Source organism: Kaistia dalseonensis (assembly GCF_030814715.1).
GTDB classification, from domain to species: domain Bacteria; phylum Pseudomonadota; class Alphaproteobacteria; order Rhizobiales; family Kaistiaceae; genus Kaistia; species Kaistia dalseonensis.
The window spans coordinates 532,040-553,052 of the sequence record NZ_JAUSVO010000004.1 but is presented as its reverse complement, the minus strand read 5'-3'; the positions used below and the strand labels follow the sequence as shown (position 1 = coordinate 553,052).

19 protein-coding genes and 1 riboswitch are annotated in these 21,013 nt (G+C 65.7%); of the genes, 5 read left to right on the top strand and 14 right to left on the bottom strand.

The annotated features are described in order from the left end of the window. Positions 1-2: 2 nt before the first annotated feature. From QO014_RS16310 to QO014_RS16245, 14 genes are all read right to left on the bottom strand, one after another. On the bottom strand, positions 3-2,618 hold the full coding sequence (locus tag QO014_RS16310; protein ID WP_266349772.1) for an AAA family ATPase: 2,616 nt from the start codon (positions 2,616-2,618) through the stop codon (positions 3-5). After that, entirely contained in the window at positions 2,615-3,745 is a 1,131-nt protein-coding gene (locus QO014_RS16305; RefSeq protein ID WP_266349771.1) for a metallophosphoesterase family protein, read from the bottom strand. Before QO014_RS16305 ends, QO014_RS16310 begins: the two co-directional genes overlap by 4 nt. A gap of 112 nt (positions 3,746-3,857) precedes the next feature. Further along, entirely contained in the window at positions 3,858-4,607 is a 750-nt protein-coding gene (locus QO014_RS16300; protein WP_266349770.1) for an ABC transporter permease, read from the bottom strand. Between the two features lie 11 nt (positions 4,608-4,618). Further along, positions 4,619-5,533, bottom strand: coding sequence for an ABC transporter permease (locus QO014_RS16295; RefSeq protein ID WP_266349769.1), 915 nt, complete (start codon positions 5,531-5,533; stop codon positions 4,619-4,621). Positions 5,534-5,545: 12 nt separating this feature from the next. Further along, a complete protein-coding gene (locus QO014_RS16290) occupies positions 5,546-6,997 on the bottom strand; it encodes an ABC transporter substrate-binding protein (protein ID WP_266349768.1) in 1,452 nt (483 codons plus the stop codon). Between the two features lie 74 nt (positions 6,998-7,071). Then, entirely contained in the window at positions 7,072-7,854 is a 783-nt protein-coding gene (locus QO014_RS16285; RefSeq protein ID WP_266349767.1) for a (2Fe-2S) ferredoxin domain-containing protein, read from the bottom strand. 113 nt (positions 7,855-7,967) lie between these two features. After that, positions 7,968-8,193, bottom strand: a riboswitch (cobalamin riboswitch). 79 nt (positions 8,194-8,272) lie between these two features. Then, on the bottom strand, positions 8,273-8,449 hold the full coding sequence (locus QO014_RS16280; protein ID WP_266349766.1) for a hypothetical protein: 177 nt from the start codon (positions 8,447-8,449) through the stop codon (positions 8,273-8,275). Between the two features lie 107 nt (positions 8,450-8,556). Further along, the gene (locus QO014_RS16275) at positions 8,557-9,531 is read right to left on the bottom strand and encodes a CobW family GTP-binding protein (RefSeq protein ID WP_266349765.1); all 975 of its coding nucleotides are present in this window, start codon (positions 9,529-9,531) and stop codon (positions 8,557-8,559) included. Positions 9,532-9,728: 197 nt separating this feature from the next. Next, positions 9,729-11,354: a copper resistance CopC/CopD family protein gene (locus QO014_RS16270; RefSeq protein ID WP_266349764.1), complete on the bottom strand. Its 1,626-nt coding sequence runs from the start codon at positions 11,352-11,354 to the stop codon at positions 9,729-9,731. Positions 11,355-11,424: 70 nt separating this feature from the next. Beyond that, entirely contained in the window at positions 11,425-11,946 is a 522-nt protein-coding gene (locus QO014_RS16265; RefSeq protein WP_266349763.1) for a YcnI family copper-binding membrane protein, read from the bottom strand. A gap of 150 nt (positions 11,947-12,096) precedes the next feature. Further along, complete coding sequence (locus QO014_RS16260) at positions 12,097-13,485, bottom strand: PepSY-associated TM helix domain-containing protein (RefSeq protein WP_266349762.1); 1,389 nt, start codon at positions 13,483-13,485, stop codon at positions 12,097-12,099. An 81-nt stretch (positions 13,486-13,566) separates the two neighbouring features. Beyond that, on the bottom strand, positions 13,567-14,181 hold the full coding sequence (locus QO014_RS16255) for an SCO family protein (RefSeq protein WP_266349761.1): 615 nt from the start codon (positions 14,179-14,181) through the stop codon (positions 13,567-13,569). Positions 14,182-14,183: 2 nt separating this feature from the next. Then, positions 14,184-14,774, bottom strand: coding sequence for a copper chaperone PCu(A)C (locus QO014_RS16250; RefSeq protein ID WP_266349760.1), 591 nt, complete (start codon positions 14,772-14,774; stop codon positions 14,184-14,186). Between the two features lie 78 nt (positions 14,775-14,852). Beyond that, positions 14,853-15,245, bottom strand: a complete 393-nt coding sequence (locus tag QO014_RS16245; protein ID WP_266349759.1) for a DUF2946 family protein — start codon at positions 15,243-15,245, stop codon at positions 14,853-14,855. A 354-nt stretch (positions 15,246-15,599) separates the two neighbouring features. Here QO014_RS16245 and QO014_RS16240 point away from each other — a divergent pair, with 354 nt between their 5' ends. The 5 genes from QO014_RS16240 (at position 15,600) to QO014_RS16220 (ending at position 21,012) form a co-directional block, all read left to right on the top strand. Then, complete coding sequence (locus tag QO014_RS16240) at positions 15,600-17,210, top strand: peptide ABC transporter substrate-binding protein (protein WP_266349758.1); 1,611 nt, start codon at positions 15,600-15,602, stop codon at positions 17,208-17,210. 61 nt (positions 17,211-17,271) lie between these two features. Beyond that, positions 17,272-18,252, top strand: coding sequence for an ABC transporter ATP-binding protein (locus tag QO014_RS16235; protein WP_266349757.1), 981 nt, complete (start codon positions 17,272-17,274; stop codon positions 18,250-18,252). After that, positions 18,249-19,178, top strand: coding sequence for an ATP-binding cassette domain-containing protein (locus tag QO014_RS16230; RefSeq protein WP_266349756.1), 930 nt, complete (start codon positions 18,249-18,251; stop codon positions 19,176-19,178). Before QO014_RS16235 ends, QO014_RS16230 begins: the two co-directional genes overlap by 4 nt. 2 nt (positions 19,179-19,180) lie before the next feature. Further along, positions 19,181-20,113, top strand: a complete 933-nt coding sequence (locus QO014_RS16225) for an ABC transporter permease (protein ID WP_266349755.1) — start codon at positions 19,181-19,183, stop codon at positions 20,111-20,113. Further along, on the top strand, positions 20,110-21,012 hold the full coding sequence (locus tag QO014_RS16220; RefSeq protein WP_266349754.1) for an ABC transporter permease: 903 nt from the start codon (positions 20,110-20,112) through the stop codon (positions 21,010-21,012). Before QO014_RS16225 ends, QO014_RS16220 begins: the two co-directional genes overlap by 4 nt. Position 21,013 lies beyond the last annotated feature (1 nt).

Here is a 21,013-nt window from a genome sequence, read left to right as displayed (position 1 = left end):
GCCTAAATTCGGCGGATGGGTGCGCCCAGCTGGAGGAAATCGCGCTCGCGGCAGGTCAGGATCAGGATCTGCTGGCGCTGCGCCGCCTTGTGCAGCACGAGATGCATGCGTTCCAGCCTGCCTTCATCGGTGTTCACCAGGGCGTCATCGAGCACGATGCAGGATTCCTGGCCACCCTCGCGCAGGATGTCGGCCAGCGCCAGCCGCGTGATGACCGCGATCTGCTCGCGCGCGCCCACGCTGAGCCCCGCAAAGGGCTCGGAAACGCCGTTCCGGACCAATCTCTCGATTTCGAAGCTCCCCTCGCTCAGCACGATGCTGCTCTCGTTCTGGATCAGGCGCAGATAGGGCGCCGAACGCTCCCGGACCGGCGCCAGCCATTTCTCCTTCGTCTCGCGCTGCGCCTCGGCGAGCGTATCGGCGAGCAGCCGCGCCGCCTCGGCTTCGAGCGTCGTCGTCTTCAGCCGCGCTTCCAGCAACTCGATCCGACCATTCAGCGTTTCGAGCTCCTCGCCGAGCCCATCCTTGCCGAGCGCCCGCAACTCGACATCGAGGTCCCGCCGCTCGCGTTCGGTCCGGTCGATATCCTCGCGTATGGCCTTCTCGGCCTGGATGGCGCGCTCGACCGCAAGCGTGGTCGCCTCCGGATCGGCTGCCGCCACGGCATCGCGGGCGGTGGCCCAATTGGCCTCCGCCTCCGTCCGCGCCAACCGACATGTCAGCGCGTCGCCTTCGAGCGCTTGGTCTGGAGCCGCCTCGCGCGCGGCACCGAGTTCATCGCGCAGCCGCTGGTGCGCGTGTGCAGCGACACGGGCGCGTTCGGCCAGGATCGCGATGTCGCGCCTTACGGCCTCAAGGGCGACATTGGCCTGGGCGGCTTCGGCAGCGAGCGTTTCGAACAGTCGCCTCGCCTCTGCCGCCTTGCTCCGTGCCGCATCCACATCGCCCAATCCGGCGGCGTCTTCGGTGTCGCCGGTGCCCGCCAGCAACAGGCTTCGCGCCAGTTCCTGTCGCAGCGCATCGAGCCCCTTGGGCGCAAGACCGCTCAGCGCTTGGGTGTGGATCCTCTCTTCCGAGCGTGCATCCGCGATGCGCTGCAAGGCGAGCCGTGCCACGGTCAGATCGGTCTGTCCGAGACGCTGCAAGGCGCGCACAAGCGCCTGATGGGCTTCATCGGAGGCGCGGACGAGTTCGCCAATACCGCCGCCGGGCTGAATGTGGATACGGCCATAGCCCTGCAGCACGAGGGTCGTGTCGCGCGAAAGAACGAGCTCCGGCTCGACCAGATCATCGCTGCCCTCGATCTGCACCACATGCTCGCCTTCGGGCAGCAAGGTCACGCGGGCGCTCGCCGCTTCGAGCCGCAGCCGCGCCTGATCGGCCGCCCGCTCGAGGCCTTCGAGTTGCTTGAGGTCCTGCGGGGTCAATGCTGCCGCGACAATGATCGCCTCGGCACGAAGCCGCGCCTGATCGGCGGCCTCTGCGGCGGCAAGCTGCTGAGCGAGCCGCGCGGCCGTCTCGCGCGCCTGTCGCCGCACGGCTGCCTGCTCGATCCGCTGGACCACGCTGTCGGCTTCGCGTACGGCGGACTCGGCCGCCCTCGACCGGCTATCGGCAATCCCGGCCGCCAGTTCCAGCCGGGCGAGCTGTCCCTGCGCCTCGGCCAGATTGGCGCCGGCTGCGTCAAAATCCCGCTTGGTGCGCTCGAGTTCGGTCCGGGCCTTTTCGCGCGCCGCGAGCCGGCCGACGGCCGCCTCGTGGCGCAACCGGGCGCCCTCCAGCGCGATCTCCGCCGTTCGAAGCGCGCCCTGATACTGCGCGACCACGGCGGCCGCTTTCTGCGCCGCAACAAGGCGAGCCTCGGCCACTCGCAGGCTGTCGTCACGCCTGTGGCGGTTCAATATCTCCTGCAGCGTGGCAAGGCGCGCGACCTTGCTTTCATAAGCGGCGAGTTGCTGCTGAATTGTCGTGCGCTGCTCGCGCGCCGCCTCGAGATCGACCGCCAGCGCCTTGAACGCATCGCGCGGATTGTTGCGCTTGTCCCAGAACGCCGCCTTGCGCGCTTCGGCGGCGGCCAGCAGCAGGCGCCCTCGCTCGCCACCCGTGACCTGCCCAACCTCGCGCTCCAGCGCGGCTGCGAGATGATCGCGCCCCGCGCCGACGCCGAGCGCCTGATGTGAGGTGCCCTGTTCGACCCAAAGCAGGCCAAAGACGCCATGATGTTCGTCGGGCTTCGATTCCCCGCGCCCCGGCGGCGTGAAGCCGAACATCTCGGCCAGGCGCTCCTCGACGGCATCGCCCGTCCAGCGCCCGCCGCCGCCTTCGAGTTCAGCCTCCTGCTTCTGGCAGAAGGCCTTGTGCAGCTTCCAGGATACGCCGTCGCGTTCGAATTCGAGCCAGACCTGCGGACGCACCGTCTGGCCGTAAGGCTGCATGGAGGCGGCCACATTGCCGCCGACACGGTGACGCTCGAACAAGACGGCGCGCAGGGCGGCGAGGAGCGTCGACTTGCCGGCCTCGTTGTCGCCGACCACGACATTGAGCCCGTCGGCGAGATCGGCGATCACGACATGGCCGAGCTTGCGGAAATCCCTGACTTCGATACGGCGGAGCTTCATTTGACGCCTCCGCTCTGCCGATGGTCGAGATAGACCATGCGGAGCGCCACGCGCGCGGCCGGCGCCTTCGGATCGGACGGATCGTTCGCCCGTGCCTTCAGCCGCTCGAGCGCGAGCCGCACGAAGCCGGATGTATCGAGCGAGTCGAGATCATCCTCGGTCGGGTCTTCCACCAGACCCTTGCCGTCGAGATCAAGATGGTGCAGGCGATTGCGCCATGTCTCCAGCTCGGCATTGAGGCGATAGCGCTCGGCGAGGCTCAAGCTGCCGGTCAGCGCCAGCGCCACGACCGCGCGCGCCGGATCGCTCACCGCCTGTCCGAGCAGTGCCGATACGGCGTCGGCGGTTCCCTCGATCAGTTCGGCGTCGAGATCATGCCAGCTGAAATGGCTGGTTCCGACCAGCTCAACCCGCTCCGGCGCACCGACCCCGTCCAGTTCGACGATCTGCACGAAGCCGGACTGGTTAGCCCGGTGGCGATCGGTCTCCGGCGTGCCGGAATAGTAGGTTCTCGGCGCGATTTTCAGGGCGCCATGCCAGTCGCCGAGCGCGAGATAGCCGAGCCGTGCCGTTTCGGCGCGGTTCTCCGGAATCTCGTTCGAGGCCTCCGCCGCGCCCGGCAGGCGGTTTGCAACGCTGCCATGCGCCAGTCCGACGCGAAGCGCGCCCTCGACCGTCGCGGCGCTGTCGAACCATTCCGTCTGGTCCTCGCTCTCGCGGCGCCGACGCAGCGGCGCCGGCAGGATCGTCGCGCGACCATCCCAGCCCGTGATCGGCACAGGCTGATCGGCGATGATGATGTTCTCCTCGATCCCCATCTGCCGCATGCGCGTCCAGACGCTATGGGCGAGCGCCGCGTCGTGATTGCCGGGCAGGAAGATCCATCGGCCGGTAAAGGCCTTGAGCGCATCGAGCGTGCGCAGGATCGTGCGGTCATGCACTTCGTTGCTGTCGAAGATGTCGCCGGCCACCAGCACGGCATCGAGCTGCCGCGTCGCCGCGAGCCTGGCTATCTCCGCGACGGTCGCGATCCTTTGGGCGCGCAGCGCAGCGCCGGCATCGCCTGGAACATTGGCGAACGGCTTGCCGATCTGCCAATCAGCGGTGTGAAGAAAGCGGAAGCTCATTGTGGCTGAAAGCTCGTCACGGCGCACGCGCCTGGGTGGGTCCGCAGGCATCCAAGATGCCATTGGTAGCGCAATGCCACGACAGGATCGAGGCATTGCGATCGTCGCCAGACTATCCGCGATCGAACGCCCAGTTGAACAGCGCCGCCGTGGCCGCGATGGCGAGGCCGGGCCAGGCGAGCAGCATCGGATGGTCGAAGATGAACATCCGATATTCGAACAGCATGCCGCCCCAATCGGGCCTGGAAGGGTCAGCGCCGAGCCCGAGGAAAGCGAGCGACGCATAGGCCGTCACCGCGAGGCCGGCATTGCTGCCGACATGGGTAAAGACCGCCGGCAACATATTGGGCACGACATGGCGCAGGATGAGCGGCCCGTCGGAAACGCCGAGCGCCCGTGCGGCATGGACATAGGGCTGCGCCACGATCCGCCGCGCCAGCGCGTGGGCGAAGAGCGTATAGGGCCCGATGCCCGCCAGCCCGAGCGCCAGCCCGGCGATCGCCGGCTTCAGCCCGAAGATCGCTGCGGCGGTCAATGCGATGATGAGGGTGGGAATGACGATCGAGGTCTCGGCCGTTCGCAGGATAGCCGTCTCGCCCCAGCCGCCGACAAGCGCCGCAGTGGTGCCGAACAGGCAGCCTCCGACGATGCCGACCAGTGCCACGGTCAGGACGACGATTGCGGTGCGCCAGCCGCCGACCATAAGGCGCGCGAGCAGGTCGCGCCCGAGATGGTCGGTGCCGAGCGGGTGGCCGATCGTGAGCGGCGAGAAACGGCTGGCGAGATCGATCGCATCGGGATCATGCGGCTGCCAAAGCGCGCCGAGAGCCATCAGGGCGAGAATGCCAACGGCCAGGAGCACCCGCCACCTCGTCATGTGCGCGGGTCCAGCCAGTGCAGCGCGCCTTCGACAATCGCGTTCATGAGGATGAGCCAGAGCGCGACGACCATCACATAGGCCTGCAGCACGGCATAGTCGCGGGCGGCGATGCTCTCGACCAGGAATTGGCTGATGCCCGGCAGGCCGAACAGAACCTCGATTGCCGCTGTGCTGCCGATCGCCCATCCGGCCTCGGCGCGAAAGGCAGAGAGCAGTGCGTAGACGGCATGGCCATGGCCGTGGCGCCAGAGCGCGGCCGATCGGCTGTTGCCCTTTGCGAGCGCCGTCCGGAAGAAGGGCTGCGTCGTCACGTGGATCAGGTCGCGGCGATAGACGCGCGCCAGAACCGCCGTTGAGTGGAGCCCGATCAACAGGATAGGCAGGACAAGGCTGCCGGCGTCGTGGCCGAAGGGGCGGATAAGACGAAAATGGACGCCGAGCACCCAGATCAGGATCAGCCCGAGCCAGATCGACGGGACCGCCTGGACGAAAACCGCCAAAACACGTGTCGCCCTGTCGGCAAGTCCCCTGGGATTGAGCGCGGCGGCGAAACCGAGCGGCACGGCCGCGACGAGCGCCAGCGCCAGGCCCGATAGCCCGATCAGCAAGGAGAGAGGCAACCGGCGGGCAAACTCGCTGAGAACGGGCTCACCCGTCCGGAAGGACGTTCCCCAATTCCCGCCGAGGAACCGCGTCAGCCAGGCGAGGTAGCGTTGTGCCAGCGGCAGGTCGAGCCCCCATTGGGCACGGAGCGCGGCGACCGTCTGGTCGGTCGCCGGCAGGTTCCAGGTCCGGATCGCGATCGCCACCGGGTCGGACGGCATCGCCGCAATAACGATGAACGCCACCAGCGAGATCGCCAGAAGGCTGACGATCGTGCGCAGCGCGATCCGGAGCGGAAATGGCAAGATGGCGGCCGTTCAGTTCGCCTCGCCCATCTCGCCACGTAGGACATGATAGTCGGAGCCCCAAGGCTCATAGCCCGAAAGCCGCTTGGAGAGACCGACATACCAGACCGGTGAGACGAGGAAGGTCACCGGCACGTCCTCGAACAGCTTCGCCTGCGCGGAAGCAGCAATCTCGTCTCGCTTCGCCGGGTCGCTCTCGGTCGAGAACTGGTCGAGGATCGCGTCGAAGGCCGGGCTGGCATAGCCGGAATAATTGAGGCTCGCTCCGGAGCGCAGCATCGAATTCAGGAAGAAGGCCGGATCGCCACTCGGCGCGGTGTGCTGCGCCCAGAGGAACAGGTCGAACTCGCCAGAACCCGCGACCTCGCTGACATTCTCAACGATCTTCGTTTCAACGCTGATGCCGAGGTTCGCCAGCTGGGCCTTGACCACCGGCAGCATGGTGACGAGATCGGGCCGCTGCGGATAGGCGAGGACAGAGAGGGTGAGGACCTGCCCGTCCTTGCGCCTGACACCGTCAGCGCCGGCGATCCAGCCGGCCTCGTCGAGGAGCGTGGCGGCGGCCTTGACGTCGGTCGGCCGCGCCGTCTTGCCGGCGAACGGGAAATAGGGCGCATAGGCGCCGGTTGCCGGGCTGCCGCCATTGATCGCAATCACGAGCTGGCTGCGGTCGATCGCGAGGTCGATGGCGCGGCGCAGCTTGGGATCGGCCAGAGCCGGGTGTTTGGTGTTGAGGAAGGCCATGTACTGGTAGCCGACCGGGAACGACTTCACCGTCAGGTCGGGATTGGCCTTGAGCCGGCCCACGACTTCGGAGGGAAGCCCAAAGGCGAGATCCAGTTCGCCGGCCTCGAAGGCGAGCGCCAGCGACTGCCCATCGGCGAGCTTGCGCAACGTCACCGGCGAGCGTGTGTCGGCGCCGGCAAAAGTCGGGTTCGGCACGAGGTCCAGCTCGGCATCAGGCTGGAAGGCCTTGACCGCATAGGGACCGCTGAACACGGCCGTACCGCCTGCCTTCAGATGATAGACGATGAGCGGCCATTCGGCGAACAAGGCCGCGATCACCGGCACCGGCTTCTCGGTCGTGACCTTCAGTGTCAGTTCGTCGACGGGCGCGAAATTAAGCATGCCGCCAGTCGCAAGCGCGGTCTTGTTGCTGGCAAAGGTGTGGGCCAGCGCCGTGCCGACGACCTCGGCCGTCACCGGCGTGCCATCGGAGAACTGGCGGCCCGGCTTCAGTCTGACGATCCAGGTCAACTCGTCCACCCGTTCGGCGCCGGCTGCGAGTTCGGGTGTCAGGACACCGTTCTTGTCGACCGTGAAGAGGTTCTCGCCAATGCCGTGGCTGACCAGCGCCCAGCCATTCGAGCCCTTGGCCGGGTCAAGGCCGCTAGTGATGAAGGACGCGCCGACCCGCAGCGGCTCGGTCGCGTGAGCGGTCAAGGCAAAGGTGGAAAGGGTCAAGGCAAGAGCGGCCGGGGCCAAGGCCCGACGAAGAGATATGAACATGATGCTTCTCGATTGGAAGAAGGGATGTTTCAGGCGCGAAGGGCCTGCTTGGTGCCGGTCGGGGCATAGGCGAGCGCGTCGACGACGACATCGCGCAGCAGATGGTCGGCGATGATGCGATCGATGCCGTCCTCTGTTACGCCGCCATAATAGGTGCCCTCGGGAAAGACCTGCAGCACGGGCGCGAGGTTGCAGGGACCGAGGCAGGTCGACTTGGCGGTCATCGTGCCGCCGGCGGCCGTTCGAAGCTTCAGCCGCTCCTGCTCGTTGCGCAGATGACCCCAGATCGTGGCCGCGCCGGCATCGTTGCAGGCACCGCCCTGGCAGACGAGGACGCGCCGCTTCTGCGCCGGCACGACGGAGGCATCCTTCGGCGCGCGGGCTGTTGGCGAAAGAGGTGGCGTCGCGAGCGCCGATCGCAGCATGTCGGCCAGAAGGTCCGCCATCGCGCCGGACAGGGCGGGCGGCGCGCCTAAGTGAATGACAGGCCAGTCATCCGCGCCGTCCCGCTGCCAGCGCCGGATGGTTCGCGCCAGCCAGAGCTGGAAGGACAGCTCCATCGGCACGAGAAGCGGCAGGATCACCACCTCGCCAACCTCGGGACGCCTGAGGCCTTCCAACACATCACGCAGCGATGGCGTGCCCTGCTCGGAGAAGGCGAACAGCACCCTCTCAATATCGGGCCTGCCCTGCAGCAATTTCGTCAGCCGGCTCATTTCAGAGATCGGCTGCGCGGCAAAAGCCGATTTGGCCAGCAGAACGACAACGCGCTGCGGCGTCACAGGCTGGTCTTCAGCAAGAGAAATAGTCAATCCACACTCCCCGGCGGCAAGAGCCGGGCGTCGGAAAGAGCGCATGAACGGGAGCGGCGGCGCGAATGTGCCGTCAAGACCAGCCAGCGATCCTTCGGGACACCCCGCCCAAGGACGTTCAACCGGTCAGGGCAGGTCTCCTGGCTCACGGGTCGATGCCGTCACTGCCTGTCTTCCCAGCAAATTCTTGCCAGTGACATGTTCGGCAGCGCGGCTCACCGCTTACAGTTGCGGGGGCAGCATCGGCTTTGCTTCGGTCCTGGACCGATCGAGCGCACCGACTTCCCTCTTAGCTCTCAGCCTTGCGGGGCCGAGAGAACCTTGACCACTGACCAACGTAGCGGCGGCCGCAGGCGTGTCAACGCCTTCCGCTGCCGCCTGCACAGTTACGAGCTCTCCGTCGGCGCTCGATCTGGCGCTATCTGACCTGCGCCGCAGGATCGCGCGCGCGGCGATCGACCAGTTCCTGCGTGACCTGGTCGATCGGAACCAGGAGCCTCAGGATCCAGCCCTTCCGACCCTGCTCCATGACAAGGACGATGGTCTCCTTGCCCGGGCATTTCATGTCGCGGCAGTCGATCTCGGACACCGTCATCAAGGCTTCGTCAGGCAGCGCCAGCGCCCGGCGCACCCAACCCTTGATCTGATCCGATCGTTCGCTCCCCTGCCCTTTTGGCTTCGGAGCGAAGGGGTTCGCGAACCTCAATGGATTTTCGGCTGGCGCGCCAGAGCGCGCTCGAAGCCGTCCCGGATCACATCCTTCGGCAGGTTGCGCCCAATGAAGACGAGGCGGGAGCGGCGGGGTTCGTCCGCTTTCCAGGGCCGCTGATGGCCGCCCTCGATCAGCATGTGAACACCCTGGACGACGAAGCGGTCCGGATCGTTGCGAAAGGCGATGATGCCCTTCATCCGCAAGATATCGGTGCCGAGCGCCTGCACGATCTCCTGAATCCACGGGAGAAAGACGGCATGATCAAGCGGCTCGTCGGATGTAAGCGACAGGCTGGAGACCTGATCGTCATGCTCGTGGTCGTGCTCATGCGTCAGGAAATCGGGCTCAACCTCGAGCACCCGTTCCAGACTGAATGCGTCGCGGCCGAGCACATCGCTGAGCGCGACGCCGCAGCGCTCCGTCTCTCGGATCTGAGCGGTCGGGTTGATCAGGACGATACGCCGCCTGATGGAAGCCAATTGTTCGGGGGCGACCAGATCCGTCTTGTTGAGCAGGATGATGTCGGCAAAGGCGATCTGCTCCTGCGCTTCCGGCGTTCCGTCCAGCTCGAGCTCGAGATGCTTGGCGTCAACGACAGTCACGATCGCATCGAGCCGCGTATTGGCCCTTACATCATCATCGACGAAGAAGGTCTGCGCGACGGGCGCCGGATCGGCGAGGCCGGTCGTCTCGATCAGTATGCCGTCGAAACGACCCTTCTGCTTCATGAGCCCGTCGATGATCCGGATCAGATCGCCGCGAACGGTGCAGCAGATGCAGCCATTGTTCATCTCGAAGATTTCTTCGTCGGAATTCACGACAAGGTCATTGTCGATGCCGACCTCGCCAAACTCGTTGACGATCACCGCATAGCGCTTGCCGTGCTCTTCCGTGAGGATGCGGTTGAGCAGCGTCGTCTTGCCGGCACCGAGAAAGCCGGTCAGCACAGTGACGGGAATGGACATCAGGGCTCCTTCCTGGAACGGGACGACCTTGGCTGAACGGGTGCGGCCGAACTCACGAGCCTTTCCAAGGCGGCGCGTCGACGGCGACACTCCCTCCGTTCAATGATCGTCCCGGGCATTGATATGTTATAACATAACATTTCGCAAGCCGAATTCTGATGGACCTTCTCATCCCATGCCTGCGCCGGTCGGCCGCGTCAGGGGCGAATGTCGATGGTCTCCTCGAGCTTCACGAGTTCAAAGTCGGAGACGAGGATGTCGATGCGGGCGGTCCACCGGCCGCCGACGGGTATGGTCAGCCCATCGACGCGCCAGGTGCCGTCGCCGGGCTTGATCGCCGGCCGCCGGATCGGCTCGATGCCGGCCTCGGGGTTGGAGAGCACCAGCGTGACCTCCTTGGCATCGAGCGGTCCGAAATCGCCCGTCATGATCACGATCGACGCGGTCACGGGACCGACATGGCCGGGCGTGATGGAAAGATCCGCCATGGCCTTGTCGGTATGGATGTGGATATGCGCCGGCGCTGCAGCAGCCAGCGCGAGTGCACGCGGCGGCGGCGTGAAGCGCCAGACGGCTGCCGTTCCGAGCACGGCCAGCACGAGCAGGGTCTCGATCGCGATCACGCGGGCAAGACGCCTGGTCGCGTCGGCATTCCCCTGTTCTGCCGGTGTTGTCAGACGCCAGCGATTATAGGCGGCGAGCGCGAAGAGCGCGGCGACGAGGGCGAGCTTGACCAGCAGCACGCGACCATAGGCGGTCGCGAGCAAAGCGGACGGCGTCTCGACCTGCACGATCGCGAGCAGGATTCCGGCCGCGACCATAAGCGCGAGCAGAAGCGGGATGGCGCGTGAAAACCGCCTGAGCGCCGGTTCGGCCCCCGGCGCGCGAGCGGCAAGTGCGAGGCCAAGCGGCACCAGCGCGCCGGCCCAGAAGCCAATGCCGATCGCATGGACGAACACGGCGGGCCGCGTCAACCATTGCGGATGCGCGGCGCTCGCATGGCCGCTCGCAGCGAGCGCGAGGCCGATGCCGGCCAGGGCGATGAGCGACAACGCCCTCGATATGAACAATCCCGAAATCAGGGAAAGCAGCCCGGCGAGCAGGGCCGCTGCCGCGATCACGATCGTGGCGCCATAGCTCGTTCCATAGCCCGTGCGCCAGACGGTGCCGCTCATGATCGAGCCGAGCGGCAGGCCGAGCGCGTCGAGCCCCTGCAGGCCAAGCGCGGGGATCGTGGCGATAAGGCCGAGCAGCAATGCGCCCGCGATGAAGCGCGCGCCATGGCGCGAAGGGCGCGCCAGCCAGTTCAGGAAAAACGCCCCGCCGACGCCGAAGAACAATCCGACATAAAGCGCCGTGCGGGCGGCCCAGATCGCGGTGCGGAGCGACCAATCGGTGACCGCATCGGCGACAGGCGGCGCGCCGCGGCTCGGCGCACCGATCGAGAAAACGACCGAACCGCCCACCGGATGCCCGTCTTCCGAGATCACGCGCCAGCTCAGAACGTGAGTGCCCGTGGCGAGGCCCGGTGGCACCTCGATATCGAGCGTCGTGTCACGCAGCGCATAGCGATCGAGGACAACGACGCTTCGGTCAGGATTGACGAGCTTCAGGACGAGCGGCGAGACCGGCTCGCTGAAGCTCAGCATCAGGGCCGACGGCGCCGCCGGGAGAACAGACCCGTCGGCCGGAGCAGCATTGGTGAGCGAGGCATGGGCGAGCGCACTCCCGATCGTGCCGACGAAAACCGCCAGCAGAAATACGAAGACCGCCGCGGCGTGGGACGCCGCACGGCGTGCGGAGGAGAAGTTCTGGCCAGCCATGATGCCTCGATGCGCTCGGGAGCGCGCGCCCATGAAAGGCGCGCGCCAGTCTCGTCGACGTCGCCTGATATCAGGGCTTGTGAAGCAGCTTCACGCCGGGAGCCGGCGTCTCGTAATCGTCAGCCACCTTGCCGGCGGCCGGGATCTCGATCCAGCGCTCGCTCGCGCCATCAGGGCATTCCTGCACGACCGGGAAATAGAGCATCGTATCGGGCTTCAGGTCGGCCGTCAGATAGGCGCGGAGCACGAACTCGTCATATTCGTCATCGGCCAGGCTACCGCCGCTCCAGACGATCTCCTTCACGCCTTCGGTGGTCGGCGTGCCGTAATAGTCATAGGACTTCTCGTACTTCCCCTTGATCTTTTCGAGCGTCCAGCCGGCCTTCGGCTGCGGCTTGACGGCGATCACGCCTTCCGGGATCTGCACGCGGACCTTGATGGTCGGCTTGCCCTCGCAGCCATGGCCGACGCGGAAGACGGCCTTGTAGGTGGAGCCGACCGGCGCCTGCTGGTTTTCCAGCGTGATATGGGCCGAGGCGGCCGTGGTGCCGAGCGCGACCAGCGCGGCAGCCGAGAGAATGGACCTCAACATGGACTTCTCCTTCGTGGATCGTTGTGGAGTCTGGATGGATGCTGCCGGTCGAACGCCGGCGTCTCGTCGCGGATCTGGCGTCGGCTCGATCCGCATTGCGGGACCGGCGCGGCGCCATGCGCGCGTCGCGCCGGATCAACAGATTGCTCGCTAGGAAAAGGCGCGCTTCAGGACAGGCACGCGCGTCAGCACCAGCACGTCGATCGCCAGCACGCAGAGGATCGCGATGCCGGCCATGGGGAACGCGAGAGCAATGGCGAGCCCGACCAGGACGGCGCCCTTCCAGAGCGGCAGGTCCGACGGCATGGGCGGTGCAGCGAGGCGACCAGCGCCGGCAGGACGACGTTTCCACCACATCACGACGCCGGAGACGCAGAGCAGCAGGACGAGCGCGATGTAGACGAGGTTGAAAACGAAGTTCCAGGTACCGGCCATGCCCTTGTGCAGGCCGATGCCCCACGCCATCAGCTTGGCGACGGGTTTGTATTCAGCGTAGCGAATATCGGCGAGGATATTGCCGGTATACTGGTCGATATGGACGAAGCGATCGTCGGACGGCGTGAAGCCGTCGCCATTGCGGCCATCGATCGATACTGAATAGACCCCCGTTTCGCCCATCGGCAGAGCGAGCTTGTACTGGCCTGCAAACCCGTTCGCCGCCGCCCATTGCGCGACCGTATCGAGCACGACGGGCTGCGGCACGCCGGCCGTCCCGGCAGAGGAGCCCGAGGCCGGCAGCGGCGTCAGTTCGAGACCCCATGGCACCTCGTGGAGCGGCGAACGGTTCAGCGACGCATGCGTCAGGTCGGATAGCGGAACACTGTCCCATTTCTCTGCGGGGAAGGACGACCACGGCTTGACGAATTTGTCGCCCCATATCCCGGTCCAGGCGAGGCCCGAGAGCATGAAGAGGAGCAGGACAGCCGAGATCCAGATGCCGGTGGTCTTGTGAAGCTCCTTCCAGAGACCGCGGCCCCTGGTCGACAGGCGAGGCAGGAGCGCGGCGAGCAACCCGCCCTTGCGCGGCCACCACATATAGAGGCCGGTCGCGATCAGCAGGATCGACAGCGAGGCGGCCGCCTCGATCAGCCGGTCGCCCGTATCGCCGATCAGCAGGGTGCCGTGGATCCTCTCGGCCAGGGCGCGGTAGGTGGTCGCCTCGTCCTGTGCATTCAGCACCGTGCCCCGATAGGGATCGACTGCGACGGCGATCGTGGCATCGCCCTGCTTCAGCTCGAAATAGGCCGGACGTGTGCTCGATTCCGGCGCGATATAGGTCGTCAGCAATCCATCGGGCACGGCGGCGATGGCGGCCTTTGCCTGCGTGGACACAGGCAGCGCAGGACCGCTGGCGACGACGTCCGGCGCCATGCCGAGTTCATTGCCGATGTCGGAATAGATCATCATGAACGCGCCGGTCAGCGCGAGCATGACGAGGAACGGAACCACGAAAAGCCCCGCGTAGAAATGCCAGCGCCAGGCGGCGAAATAGAACTTGTTGACCGCTGGAGGCGCGGTCGATGCCTTGCTCGTGCTCATTGTCGAAACCCCGAAATCATGAAAAAGCCGAATGCGGCCCATGGCGCAGGCGCGCCACGGGCGTTCGATCGATCGACGGCCCTATGTCGATGCGCCGGTGCCGCTCGCCAGCCGCTTCAGCTTGGCAAGCTGCGTCGATCGTTCTTCCTGGAAGTTGATCGTGCCGGTGAACTTGCCGTCGGCGTCCATCAGATAGACGCTCGCCGTATGGTTCATCGTGTAGTCGCCCCCCGGCGTCGGCACCTTCTCGTAGAAGACCCGATAGGCCTTCGCGAGCGTGGCGATCTGCTCAGGCGTCCCCGACAGGCCGATGATCCTGGGATCGAAGGCCGACAGGTAGTCCTTCATGCTGGCCGGGTTGTCGCGCTCAGGATCGACGGAGACGAACAGGACCTTCATGCGATCGGCGAGCGGGCCGAGATCATCGAGGTCGAGCGTCAGGTCGGAGAGCGTCGTCGGACAGACATTCGGACAGCGCGTGAAGCCGAAGAAGATCGCAAAGGGCTGGCCCTTCAGGTCGGCGTTCGAGAACGCCTTGCCATCCTGCGCGATCAGATCGATCGGCCCTCCGATCTCGTCGGTCCTGGCGAGGGTGCCCGAACTGCCGCCCGTCACCTGATAGGCGACGACCGTTCCTGCGCCCAGCACCAGGAGAGCGCCCGCGAAGGCGCCGAAGAGCTTGTTTCGTCGGGACATGGCTATTTGCTCATGTCCATGCCGGGCATGGCATCGTGGTCATGGTCGCCCGCGCCGGGCTCTTCGCCAGCCGTGGCGCCGATGGCCTCGATCGCGTAGCTGACCTTGACGGTACCGGCCTTCTCGAAGGTCAGCGTCCCGGAGAAGGACTGTCCCTTCACGAAGGGCTTCTTCAGGTCGAGGAACATGATGTGGAAGCCGCCGGGATCGAGCTTCACCGTCTGGCCGGCCGGAATGAGGAGGCCATCGGGCAGCGCCCGCATCGTCATGATGCCGTCCTTGACGGCCATTTCATGGATCTCGACGCGGCCGGTCACGTCGGCCGTGGCCGAGATCAGGCGGTCGTCGGTGCTGCCCTCATTGCTGATGGTCAGATAGCCGCCGCCAACTGCGGCACCGGGCGGCGTCGCGCGCGTCCAGGGATGACCGATCTCGATCGACCCGACCTTGAATTCGTGCGCGAAGACGCTCTGCGCGGATACGAGCAGGAAGGCGGCGAACAGAGTGGCAAGGCCGACCTTTTCGGCCAGGCTGCTTCTGCGGTTGAAAAGGCGCAGCAAACCGCCGCGCGACGAGACGCTTTGAACAAACATCGCTTGCTCCAATAGGGCTGGACCACCCGCATGGGGTGGAAATGAACCGATGAGCCGGCTCAATGAGCCGGCGGGACATCAGCTCAGCCCTGGAGGCGCGCGTGGGTTTTGCGGCAGGCGCTGGACGGGCGCGACCAGCGGGACGGATGTCGGGATAGCGGCGACGACCCGATCCAGCGGATTGGCAAAGGCGCAATCATGGCCCGGCCCCATCGGAACCGCGCCGCCGACCATGCTGCAGCCGAAGGTACAGCAATCGACGAGATGGCTGGGAGCCGACCCGCCCGGCGAACGGGCATCGGCGATCTTGCCGGCATCGGTCGTGCAGATGATGCCGCCAAAGGCGTCGGTGTCGAGCGATGCGGCACGGGCGCCGAGCGAAAGGCCGCTCATCAGCGCCTGGACGACAAGCATCATGGCGACGAAAAACGCCACCTCAGCCGACAGTCCCTTGTGTGCCTTCCGGGTCAATCCTCGATCCCCCTGCCCAAAGGGATAGCATGCAAGCGGCCGCGAAGAAAATGCCCACCGAGGACTTGCTGGCACTATGCGGCGCTGTGTCGTCGCGCTGGAGCGCCTCGATCCATTGCGTTTCCGTTGTCGGCTCGGAGAGCCGGCCTCAGGATCGCCGCAGGTGGTTCGCCTCACTGAGCAGGGGGCGCCTCGCTGACATGTCGCCCGCCTTCGTTATGGGCAGCGATACGGCGCACAAAGACGCACGCGATCCGAAGCGGGGCGCTTGTAAATGCCAGCAGACTTTGTCAGTCATATGTCATTGGGCTACCGGACGGGGAAACGCCGGCGCCCGGCAAAAAGGAGGACTTGATGAACGCGCTGCATAGATTGCTCGGTGCGGCTCTTCTGGCTTCGAGCCTGTCAGTGTCGGCGGTCGCCCATGCCGACAGCACCGTGACCGGGCCCGGCGGCACGACGAGCGGCACCTACATGGACTACATGAAGACCGTGTATGATCGCGCCGGTGCCCCTGAGGTCACCTCGCTGCCGCTGACGGAGTTCGACGGCGAATTCAAGCTGAACCCGATGGGCGCCAAGAGCTGGTCGCAGTCGGCCGATGGCCTGACATGGACCTTCAAGCTTCAGGACGGTCTCGTCTGGAGCGACGGCGAGCCGCTCACCGCCGAAGACTATGTCTTCGCGCTGCAGCGCGCCGCGAAGGAAGGCTACGACTTCAACTGGTATTGGTCGTTCGCCGGCGGCATCAAGGGCTGGTCCGACGTCACCGACAAGAAGGCGGATCCCTCGACGCTGGGCATCAAGGCCGTGGACGCCACGACGCTGGAAGTCACGACCGACGCACCGAAATCCTATTTCCCCGGCGTCGCCAGCCTCTGGTACCCGGTGCCCAAGCACGTCGTCGACAAGATCGGCGATGATTATGCTCTGAGCGTCGACACGCTGGTCGCCTCCGGTCCCTTCAAGGTCAAGAGCTGGGAAAAGTCCAACAACACCATGACGCTGGTCAAGAACGAGACCTATAAGGGTCCGTGGCCGGCTCAGATCGACACGCTCGTCCTCGATACGCAGATCGGCCCGCCGGAAGTCGGCTTCCCCGCCTTCATGGCTGGCGAAGCGGACTGGACCACGCTCAATGCCGGCCAGGTTCCGGTCGTGCAGCAGCAGTTCCCCGATGCCATCCGCAAGAATGCGGTGTTCGCGCTCTATTATCTCGCCTTCGACCTGAACAAGCCGCCTTTCGACAACGTCCATGTCCGCAAGGCCTTCCAGGCGGCTATCAACCGCGACGAGCTGACCTCGACGGTGCTCAAGGATACGGCCGTTCCAGCCAAGTCGATCCTGGCGCCGAGCTATCCGGGCTACCAGGAAGAGATCGCCGCCAAGGCGAAGTTCGACGTCAAGCTCGCTCAGGACGAGATGGCCAAGGCCGGCTATCCCGGCGGCAAGGGCTTCCCGCCGATCGAGATCTGGTATCGCGAGCAGGGCGGCTACAACGCGGCCATCGCGGCGCCGATGCTCCAGTACCTGCAGGCGCAGTTCAAGGACATCCTCGGTGTCGACATGGGCATCAAGTCGATGCCGACCAAGGATTGGTCAGCCGCCTTGAAGGACCGTTCGAACGGCCTGTTCCTGGCGCCCTACGAGTATGACTATCTCGATCCCTCGAACTTCTACGACCTGTTCAAGTCCGGCGGACGCCATCATTATGAGTTCCCGGAATATGACGCCCTGGTCAATGCCGGCGACGCCGGGTCGGACTGGACCAAGCGCCTGCAGGACTATGCCAAGGCCGAGGATATCCTGATCGACAACGCCGCGCTGGTTCCGCTGGTTCATCCCGTGACGATCGCGGCGGTGAGCGACAAGCTGAAGGGCGAAGGCGTCACGCCGAACAGCAAGGGCTTTACGCCCCTCGATCGCCTGGCCGGCTATCTCTACACGCACGTCACCAAAGAGTGATGCGTTGGGCGGGCGCCCTCCGGGAGCGCCCGCCCTTTTCTTTTTCAGGGAATTCCTGCCGATGCGGCTCGTCGAAATCGAAGACCTCGTGGTGAGCTTTCGCCAGTTTGAAGGCCTCGTCCAGGCGGTCCGCGGCGTCAGCTTCGACCTTCAGTCGGGCGAAAGCCTCGGCATCGTCGGCGAATCCGGCTCCGGCAAGTCGGTCACCTGCTCGGCGCTGCTTCGCCTGCTGCGCGAACCGCCGGCGACCATCACGGCCAAGAAGCTTGTTCTCGGCGGACAGGACATGCTCCGCGCCGACAAGCGCGCGCTCGCCTCGATCCGTGGCCGCGTCGCCGCCATGGTCTTCCAGGACCCGATGACATCGCTCGATCCGGTCTTCACCATCGGCCATCAGATCGTCGAAACGATCGTGGCGCACAAGCGCGCCTCCAAGAAAGAGGCGCTCGCCCGTGCCATCGCGCTTCTGAAGCGCGTCGAAATCAAGAATGCCGAAGCGGTCGTCCGCTATTATCCGCATCAGCTCTCCGGCGGCATGCTCCAGCGCGTGATGATCGCGATGGCGCTCTCCTGCGAACCTGCCGTCCTTGTCGCCGATGAGCCGACGACGGCACTCGACGTGACGATCCAGGCGCAAATCCTGCAATTGATCAAGGACATCCAGGCCGAGACCGGCATGGGGCTGATCATGATCACCCACGATCTCGGCGTCATCGCCGAGACGGTCGACCGGGTCGTGGTGATGTATGGCGGCCGCGTGATGGAGACCGGCCCCGTCGAGGCGATCTTCGCGGCACCGCTCCACCCCTATACCCGCGCACTGCTCGCCAGCATTCCCGGCCAGCAGCCGGGCAAGCAGCGTCTCACCGAGATCCCGGGCTCCTCGCCCAATCCCGCCAACCCGCCATCGGGCTGCCCCTTCCACCCGCGCTGCCCGATCGCCGAGGATGCCTGCCGCGTGACGACACCGCTGCTCGAGACCAAAGCCACCGGCCGTGCGGCGGCCTGTATCCGCGTTCCCGCAGAAAGGGTCGCGGCATGAGCGAACACGCGCTCGAACTGAGCCAGATCTCGAAGGAATTCGGCGGGCGGACCGTCGTCGACCGCGTCAACCTCGTCGTGCCGAAGAATCAGGTTGTCGCCCTCGTCGGCGAATCCGGTTCGGGCAAGACGACCACCGGGCTGATGGCGCTGCGGCTGATCGAGCCCAGCGCGGGCCGCATCCTGCTCGGCGGCCATGACATCACCAGCCTGCGCCAGAGGGACCTGAAGCCCTTCCGCCGCCAGATGCAGGTCGTCTTCCAGGACAGCTACGCCTCGCTCGACCCGATGATGACGCTCGGCGAGATCATCGCCGAGCCGCTCGCCATCCATGCCATCGGCACGGCCTCTGAACGGCGTGATCGTGCACGCGACTGGCTCCAGCGCGTTGGGCTCGACGGCAGCTATGCCACGCGCTATCCGCACGAGCTCTCCGGCGGCCAACGCCAGCGCGTTTCGGTCGCCCGCGCGCTCATTCTCGGCGCCTCGGTCCTCGTCGCCGACGAGCCGACCTCGGCGCTCGACGTTTCGGTCAAGGCGCAGATCGTCAACCTGCTGCAAGGCCTGCAAGCCGATATGGGGCTCTCCATGCTCTTCATCAGCCATGACCTGTCGGTCGTCCGCTCGCTCGCCGATCAGGTCGTCGTGATGCTGCGCGGCCGCGTGGTCGAGCGCGGCCCGACTGACCGCATCTTCGCCAACGCCCACCATCCCTATACGCGCGCACTGCTCGACGCCGTGCCGGTGATCGACCCGACCGCCCGCCGTCGTCGGACCTTCCTGACGGCGGAAGAGATCAACGCCAATACGCCGCGCTTCCGCCCCGAGGACATCGAGCCACAGCCGCTGGTCGACACGGCCGATCCGCAGCTCGTGGCCCTCGCCGGCAGTCACTTCGTCGAGGCCATCGTCACGGGAGGGCGCTGACCATGCTGCAATTCATCATCCGCCGCACGCTCTCGATGCTGGTCACGTTCTTCGTCGTGTCCATCATCATCTTCATGATGATGCACGCCATTCCCGGCGGTCCGTTCGACGGCAACGACATGCCGCTTCCCGACAATATCCGCGCTCGGCTGATGGCGCAGCTCGGCCTCGACAAGCCGCTCTGGGAGCAATATCTCCGCTACATGTGGGGCGTGTTTCACCTTGATTTCGGGGTGCCCTACCAGAGCCCGGGCGAGACCGTGATGGGGCTCATTGCCCATGCCTGGGTGCCGAGCCTGGTGTTGGGTGGCCTCGGCGTGCTGATCGGCGCGCCGATCGGCATCCTGCTGGGCATGGCGGCCGCTCTCAACCGCAACAGCTGGATAGATTATCTCGCCTCGGCGATCGCGACGCTCGGGCTAACGATTCCGGTCTTCGTGATCTCGACGCTGCTGATCCTGGTCTTCGCCGTCTGGCTGCACTGGACGCCGGCCAGCGGCTGGGGCGAGCCCCGGCGCTGGATCCTGCCGATCATGGCCTATGCCGCGGTGCCGATGGCGACCTATGCCCGCTATGCCCGCTCGGCCATGCTCGACACGCTCAACAAGCCGTTCGTGACCGTGCTGCGCGCCAAGGGGCTCAGCGAGCGGCGCATCATCTTCCAGCATGTGCTGCGCAACTCGGCCATACCGATGATCACCATCTTCCTGCCGATGTTCGTGGGCATCGCGACCGGCAGCATCTTCGTCGAGGCGATCTTCCGCGTTCCGGGCCTCGGCGCCTATTTCGTCTCCTCGATCCAGAAGCGCGACTATCCGCTGGAAATGGCGCTGATGCTGCTGATCAGCGCGCTGTTCTGCATTTCTTATCTGATCTCCGACGTTCTCTACGCGCTGCTCAATCCGCGCATCCGCCTCGGAGGGAAAGGGCGTTGACCGAAATCGCCACCACCAGCCCCGCCCTTTCGCGACCCGACGGCCAGAAGCGGCGCAGCCCGGCCTATCTCGCCTGGCGGCGCTTTGCCGCCAACAAGGCCGCGCTCGTCGCCGGCATCGTCCTGCTCGTCATCGTGCTGATGGCGATCTTCGCCCCGCTCATCAGCAAGACGGGGCCGAACGACCAGGCCTTCCTCACCAAGGCGCTCTCATTCCCCTCGGCCGAGCATTGGTTCGGCATTGACGATCTCGGCCGCGACTTCTTCACCCGCATCATCTACGGCGCGCGCGTCTCGCTCGGCATCGGGCTCTCGGCGGCCTTGTTCAGCCTGCTGCTCGGCCTGCCGATGGGGGCGCTCGCCGGCTATCTCGGCGGCCGCTTCGATTGGGCGGTCATGCGCATCATCGAGCTCTTCTCGGTCGTGCCGCCGCTTCTCGCGGCCCTGCTGCTCGCAACGCTGACGCGCGGCGGCGTCTGGGCGATCGTGCTGATCGCGGGCCTCTTCGGCTGGGTCAATGTCTGCCTGCTCGTCCGCGCGCAGGTCAAATCCTTCCGCGAGAAGGAGTTCATCATGGCGGCGCAGGCGCTCGGCGCCTCGCCCTGGCACATCGTCTGGCGCCATCTGATTCCGAACTCGGTCTCGCCCGTGATCGTCGGCTTCGTGCTCGCCATTCCGCTCGCCATGATGCTTGAAGCCTCGCTCTCCTTCCTCGGCATCGGCGTCCAGCCGCCAACGCCCAGCTGGGGCCAGATGATCAATGTCGGCATGAATTTCATGTACTTCTACTGGCACATGGCCGTTTTCCCGGTCCTTGCCCTCGCGGTTACCATCCTTGCCGCATCGTTGCTCGGCGACGGCCTGCGCGATGCTCTCGACCCGACCCTGAAAGGGCGCTGAC